We start from the raw sequence: 6,016 nt of genomic DNA, 5'->3' as shown, positions 1-6,016 counted from the left end.
CCGGCTCGAGTGGCGGTGGGTGGCTGTGGCGGTGGGCGCCGAGATCGCCTCGATGGTGGTCTTCGCCCGGCTGCAGCGCCGGCTGCTCCGGGCCGGCGGGGTGGAGGTCGAGCTGGCCCCGATGGTCGGGATCACCCTGGCCGGCAACGCCATGGCGATGTCGCTGCCCGGCGGCGCCGCCTGGTCGGCCACGTGGGCCTTCGGTCAGCTGCGCCGGCGGGGCGCCAACCGCACGCTCGCCGCTTGGGTCGTGCTCGTGGCCGGCGCCCTGGCCGGCTTCGCCGTCTTCGTGCTGGTGGCGGCCGGGTCATGGGTGGCGGGCGGCCGCGGACCGGTGGCCAGTCTGCGGTGGCTGGCGGCCCTGCTGGCGGCGATCCCTCTGGTGGTGGCGGCCGGTTGGTCGCTGGCGCGCCGCAACCCCACGTTCCGCCGGGGCCTCGGCACGGCCTGGGAGGCGGCGGCGCAGCGGAGCCCGCTCGTCGGGCGAGTGGGCCGGCTGGCCCGCAGCATCACCGACAATCTCGGCCTGGTCCGGCCCGGGCCGCGCGGGTGGGCGCGGGCCTTCGGTCTGGCCCTCAGCAACTGGCTGTACGACGCGGTGGTGCTCGTGGCCGCGCTCGAGGCGCTGCGGGCGTCGGTTCCCTGGCGGGGAGTCCTCGTCGTCTACGGGCTCACCCAGGTCTCGGCCAGCCTGCCGGTCACTCCGGGCGGGCTGGGCGTCGTCGAAGGTTCGATGGCCGCGCTCCTGATCGCCTACGGGGTGCACGGCCCCGAGGCCTTCGCCACCGTGCTCCTGTACCGCATCATCAGCTTCTGGGGCACGGTCCCGGTGGGTTGGGCCGCCTTCCTCGGGCTCGAGGTGGCGGGCCGGCGGGCGCCGGCTCCGACGGCGGCGCCCGTGATCATCCGTGAACCGGCGTCGGTGCCGGCCGTCTCCTACGCCGGGTCGGGGTCCCTCTCGAGCAGAGCGGCGTAGGCGGCGGCCACCCGCTGGGTGAGAGGGCCGGGGCACGCCGCCAGCGCGGCGCCGTCGACGGTGCGGACCGGCTGCACGTTGCGCGTGGCCGAGGTGAGGAACGCCTCTCCCGCCTGAGCGAGCGCGGCCATCGGCACATCGCGCTCCTCGACCGGTATCCCGAGCAGCTCGACGACGATCGCCCGCGACACTCCGGCCAGGCACCCCGACGACAGCGGGGGAGTGACTAGCGTCCCGTCGAGGACCAGGAAGACGTTGCTACCGCTGCCCTCGCACAGGTTGCCCGCCGTGTTGGCGAACACCGCCTCGGATCCGCCGCGCGCCCGCGCCTCGGCCAGCGCCACCACGTTCTCGGCATACGACGTCGTCTTCACCCCGGCGAGAGCCGAGCGCTCGTTGCGGGGCCAGGGGACGAGGACCACCTCCGCGGTATCGGCCCAACCCGGGTACGGCCCCGCCAGCACCGCCGCTGTGACCCTGCGCCCCCCGCGCACCGAGCCCAACGGGCCGGGACCGCTCGTCAGGAGGACCCGGACCACGGCGTCTCCCAGGCCGTTGGCCGCCACGGTCTCGGTCACGGCCCCGATCAGCTCGTCGAGAGCCGGCGCTTCGAGCCCGACGACGCCAGCCGAGCGCTGCAGCCGCCAGAGGTGACGGGTGACTGCGATCGGCCGGCCGGCGCGCACGGCGACGGTCTCGAACACCGCGTCACCGACGGTGAGCCCGTGGTCGAAGACCGACACCACGGCCCGGTGCTCGTCCACCAGGCCACCGTCGAGCCAGACCTTCATCGGTGGCAACGGTAGAGGGCGATGAAAGTAGGGTCCGGACGTGGCGGCCCACGACAGCCTGGCCGGCGAGGTCACCGAGCTCCTCCAGCACCTCATCCGCAGCCAGTGCGTCAACGACGGGAGCCCGACCTCCGGCCACGAGGTGCGCAACGCCGAGCTGCTCCGCTCCTACCTGGAAGGCGGGGGACTCGACGTCGAGCAGTACGAGCCCACGCCCGGGCGGGGATCGCTGGTCGTGCGCATCGAGGGTCACGACCCGACGGCTCCGACCCTGTGTCTCATGGGCCACACCGACGTGGTGCCGGTCACTCCGTCGGGCTGGAGCCGCGACCCCTTCGGCGGCGAGCTGGTCGACGGGGAGGTGTGGGGCCGGGGCGCCATCGACATGCTGAACCTCACGGCGTCGATGGCCGTGGCGGTGCGGCACCTGGCCCAGAGCGGATGGCGGCCCCGGGGCAGTCTCGTGTACCTGGCGGTGGCGGACGAGGAGGCGGGCGGGGCCCACGGCGCCGGCTGGCTCACCGACCACGAGTACGACACCGTCCGCGCCGACTACGTGCTGACCGAGTCGGGAGGCATCGTCCATGCCGGGCCGGCCGGCCGGCTGGTCACCCTCACGTCGGGTGAGAAGGGCATCGCCTGGCGCCGCCTCCGCGTGCGCGGCACCCCCGGCCACGGTTCCATGCCGTTCGGCACCGACAACGCCCTGGTCAAGGCGGGGGCGGTCGTCCAGCGGCTGGCGGCGTTCCGGCCCCGGGCCCGGATCAGCGAGACGTGGAGGGCGTACACCGCCGCCCTCGACGTTCCCGAGGAGGTCCGGGCCGCCCTGACAGATCCCGACCGGGTCTACGACGCCTGCGCCGGCCTCGACGACCGCCGCACGGCCAAGCTGGCCCACGCCTGCACCCACATGACGTTCTCCCCCAACGTGGTGCACGGGGGGGTCAAGACCAACGTCATTCCCGACGTCGTCGACGTCGACGTCGACATCAGGGTCCTGCCCGGCGAGGGGCCCGACGACGTGGCCGCCAACCTGGCCGAGGCCCTCGGGCCCCTGGCGGGCGACGTCGAGGTGGAGGCCCTCCACGACGCCACCCCGACCGCCAGCCCGTGGGACACACAGCTGCGCGACGTCATCGAGCGGGTGACCCGCCAGGTCTATCCCGACGCCTCACTCGTCCCGCGCATGACGGCAGGTGGCACCGACGCCCGCTTCTACCGGGAGCGGGGGGCGGTGGCCTACGGGTTCGGCCTGTTCACCGAGTCGGTCACCTTCGAGGACTTCTCCTCCCGCTTCCACGGCAACGACGAGCGCGTCGACGTCGGCTCCCTGGCCCTGACCGCCCGGATGTGGGGGGACGTGGCCACCGGGCTCCTCGGCTGAGCCGGCCTTCGTCCGAACCCACCACCCGGGCCGGGACTCCTTAGTGCGACCAGACGAGTCCCAGGCCTACTACCCGCGCTACGGCCAGAACGGGCAGAACAACCCCGGGACTTCGCTCAACCCCTCGGACGAGCAGAACAACGCCCTGGCCGTCAGCTAGAGCGACTACGACCCCACGTACGACGCCGGCTGGCACCAGAACCCGGCCCGCGTGTCCTGCTTCCAGATCCAGGGGGCCGCCGGCTACCCGGTGAGCTCGAGCAACCCCAACGACGAGGTCACGGCGGCGTCGGCGTGCGACTACATCTTCTTCCTGCAGAAGGTGGTCAACGGGCTGTCGACGATCACCGCCAACGGGTTCGCGGCCCAGGCCCAGACGTTGCAGACGAGTTTCCCCAATGCCCTCGTCTACGGAAGCAAGTTCCTTTCGGGCCGGCGGGACGGCGCCGACGAGGTCCGCACCGAGCAGTACTCCTCGTCGTGCAGCTGCCTCAAGTTCCAGGGGGGCCCGTACTACCCGGACTGACCGGAGTCAGTCGCCGAGCTGGACGAGCATCTTGCCGGTGTTGACGCCCTGGAACAGTCCGATGAGGGCACTCGGCACCGACTCGATGCCCTCGAGGACCGTCTCCCGGTAGCGGATCCGCCCGTCCGCCAGCCACCCCGACATGTCCCGCACGAAGTCGTCCCGCCGGTCGGTGAAGTCCGCCACGGTGAAGCCCCGGATCTCGATCCGGCCGTAGATGATGTTGGCCAGGTTGTGGACGGTCGTCCGGGCCCCCCGTTCGTTGTAGCCCGAGATCATCCCGCACACCGCCACCCGCCCCAGCGGGTTCATCCGGGCCAGGGCGGCATCGAGGTGGTCCCCACCGACGTTGTCGAAGTAGACGTCGATCCCGTCCGGCGCCGCCTCCCGCAGGGCGCGGTTGATCGGGGTGGCCCGGTAGTCGATGGCCACGTCGAGGCCCAGCTCCCGGAGCCAGGCCGCCTTGTCGGGACTGCCGGTCGATCCGACGACCCAGCAGCCCTTCAGCTTGGCGATCTGGGCGGCCACCGATCCGACCGCCCCCGCCGCGGTGGAGACGAAGACCCGGTCTCCATCGGCCAGACGGGCCACGGCCAGGATGCCTCCGTAGGCGGTGAAGCCCGTCCCGCCCAGGACGTGCATGTGGACGGTGATGGGATGGCCGGGGACGGGCTCGAGCTTGCGCAGGCCCCGCTCGGCCGACACCACGTACTCCCTCATACCGTGACCGTGCAGGACGAGGTCACCCTCGTCGAGACCGCCGGCCTCGGAGGCGACGACCCGGCCGATGGCCGCGCCCGCCATCGGCTCGTCGAGCTCGTAGCCGGCGGTGAGGCGGGGACGCATGGCCGGGTCCACCGACAGGTAGAGGTTCCGGATCAGGACCTCGCCCGGGCCGGGGTCGGACACCATGACCGGCACGACCCGGAAGTCCTCGGGGCGGGGCAGGCCGTCGGGGCGGGCGACGAGGTGGACCTCGCGACTCTCGATCATGGTCAGGTGAGCACCCCGGCCCGGCCGGACTCCACGACGGCCTTCTCGACCGCCTCGACGTCGTCGGGCCCCAACAGCCGGTAGGAGGAGGCCGCCCCCTCCCTGACCCAGACCGGATCGGCGGTGTTCCACCGCTCGGCCCGCAGCCGGCGCTTCTCGATCTTGTTGGTGGCGGTGAGCGGAAGCTCGGAGACGACCCGGACGTAGGTGGGAACCCACTTCCGGCCCAGATCGGCCTGCTCGGCCAGGAAGGCGGCAAACCCGTCGGGGTCGAAGACCGCCCCGTCGTCCAGCCGGACGGCGGCCATGACCCTGTCCCCGACATGGGCGTCGGGGACGGCGTAGACCGCAACCAGCCGCACCGAGGGGTGACGGAGCAGGATCCGCTCGACCGGGGCGGCGGAGAAGTTCTCCCCGTCGACGCGGACCCAGTCGTAGCCCCGGCCGGCGAAGTACAGGTAGCCGCCATCGTCCCGGTAGCCGAGGTCCCCCGACCAGTACCAGCCGTTCCGGTTCCGCTCCCGGTTGGCCTCCTCGTTGTTGTAGTAGCCCTCGAAGGTCCCGAGCCCGGCGGTGTTGACGAACTCGCCGATGGCCTCGTCGGAGTTGACCAGCCGGCCGTGCCGGTCGAAGCGGGCCACCGCGCACTCCCGGCCGCTTTCCGGATCCAGGACCTTGACGGTCTCGGCCACCCCGAGCGCCCCCTTCGGCTGGCCGGGCACCCGCAGGATGGTGATCCCCCCCTCGGTGGACCCGAAGTTCTCCCGGATCTCGACGCCGAACCTCTGGCTGAACCGCCCGACGTCGTCCTCGTTGGCCTCGTTGCCCAGCCCCAGCCGGAGCCGGTTGTCGCTGTCGTCCGGGAGCTCGGGCGTGGCCAGGATGTACTCGAGAGGCTTGCCCACGTAGTTGAAGTAGGTGACCCCGTACCTCTTCACATCCCGGATCCAGTTCGAGGCCGAGAACCTCCGCCGCAGTACGAGCGCCATCCCGATGCCGATCGACGGGCCGACCGAGACATACATGGCATTGGAGTGGAACCAGGGCATGGCGTTGTAGGCGACGTCGTCCTCGGTCAGCCCGAAGCGCCGGAAGCCGGTGGCCATGGCGGCCAGCCGGCCGTGCGTGCAGATGGCGGCCTTCGGCGCGCTGGTCGTGCCCGAGGTGAAGATCAGGACGAACGGGTCGCCGTCGGCCACCTCGACGGTGGGGAGATCGGCATCCACGTAAGGCGCCAGCCACTCGCCCGCGTAGCCGGGCCCGTCGACGACCACCTTCGGAATGTCGGCGACGTCGGCCGTCTCCAGCAGGTCGAGGCCGGCGGAGTCGGTGACGATGAGCCTGCA

6 protein-coding genes are annotated in these 6,016 nt (G+C 72.1%); 3 read left to right on the top strand and 3 right to left on the bottom strand.

Going from position 1 to position 6,016, the window contains the following annotated elements; genetic code table 11:
• The coding region (locus VFW24_16890; protein ID HEX5268448.1) for a lysylphosphatidylglycerol synthase transmembrane domain-containing protein at nucleotides 1–976 on the top strand (976 nt) is incomplete at its 5' end.
• Here the strand turns inward: VFW24_16890 and VFW24_16885 are convergent.
• Nucleotides 937–1,767 (bottom strand): aminotransferase class IV, encoded by an 831-nt coding sequence (locus tag VFW24_16885; GenBank protein HEX5268447.1) that lies wholly within the window; start codon nucleotides 1,765–1,767, stop codon nucleotides 937–939. The genes VFW24_16890 and VFW24_16885 overlap by 40 nt on opposite strands.
• Nucleotides 1,768–1,807: 40 nt before the next feature.
• Here VFW24_16885 and VFW24_16880 point away from each other — a divergent pair, with 40 nt between their 5' ends.
• Nucleotides 1,808–3,151 (top strand): M20/M25/M40 family metallo-hydrolase, encoded by a 1,344-nt coding sequence (locus VFW24_16880; GenBank protein HEX5268446.1) that lies wholly within the window; start codon nucleotides 1,808–1,810, stop codon nucleotides 3,149–3,151.
• 211 nt (nucleotides 3,152–3,362) lie between these two features.
• Nucleotides 3,363–3,677, top strand: coding sequence for a hypothetical protein (locus VFW24_16875; protein HEX5268445.1), 315 nt, complete (start codon nucleotides 3,363–3,365; stop codon nucleotides 3,675–3,677).
• A gap of 6 nt (nucleotides 3,678–3,683) precedes the next feature.
• On the opposite strand, the gene VFW24_16870 is transcribed toward VFW24_16875, so the two are convergent.
• Both VFW24_16870 and VFW24_16865 read right to left on the bottom strand, forming a co-directional pair.
• Nucleotides 3,684–4,670, bottom strand: coding sequence for an NADP-dependent oxidoreductase (locus tag VFW24_16870; GenBank protein ID HEX5268444.1), 987 nt, complete (start codon nucleotides 4,668–4,670; stop codon nucleotides 3,684–3,686).
• Between the two features lie 2 nt (nucleotides 4,671–4,672).
• A partial coding sequence (locus VFW24_16865) for an AMP-binding protein (GenBank protein ID HEX5268443.1) occupies nucleotides 4,673–6,016 on the bottom strand: 1,344 nt, incomplete at its 5' end.

The organism is Acidimicrobiales bacterium (genome assembly GCA_036273495.1).
Lineage (GTDB): Bacteria > Actinomycetota > Acidimicrobiia > Acidimicrobiales > JAJPHE01 > DASSEU01.
This window is presented reverse-complemented; position numbering and strand designations above follow the sequence as displayed.

Excerpts from the sequence above, each read along its gene's own strand:
- VFW24_16885 (HEX5268447.1), bottom strand. The coding sequence starts at position 1,767 with ATGAAGGTCTGGCTCGACGGTGGCCTGGTGGACGAGCACCGGGCCGTG.
- VFW24_16870 (HEX5268444.1), bottom strand. The coding sequence starts at position 4,670 with ATGATCGAGAGTCGCGAGGTCCACCTCGTCGCCCGCCCCGACGGCCTG.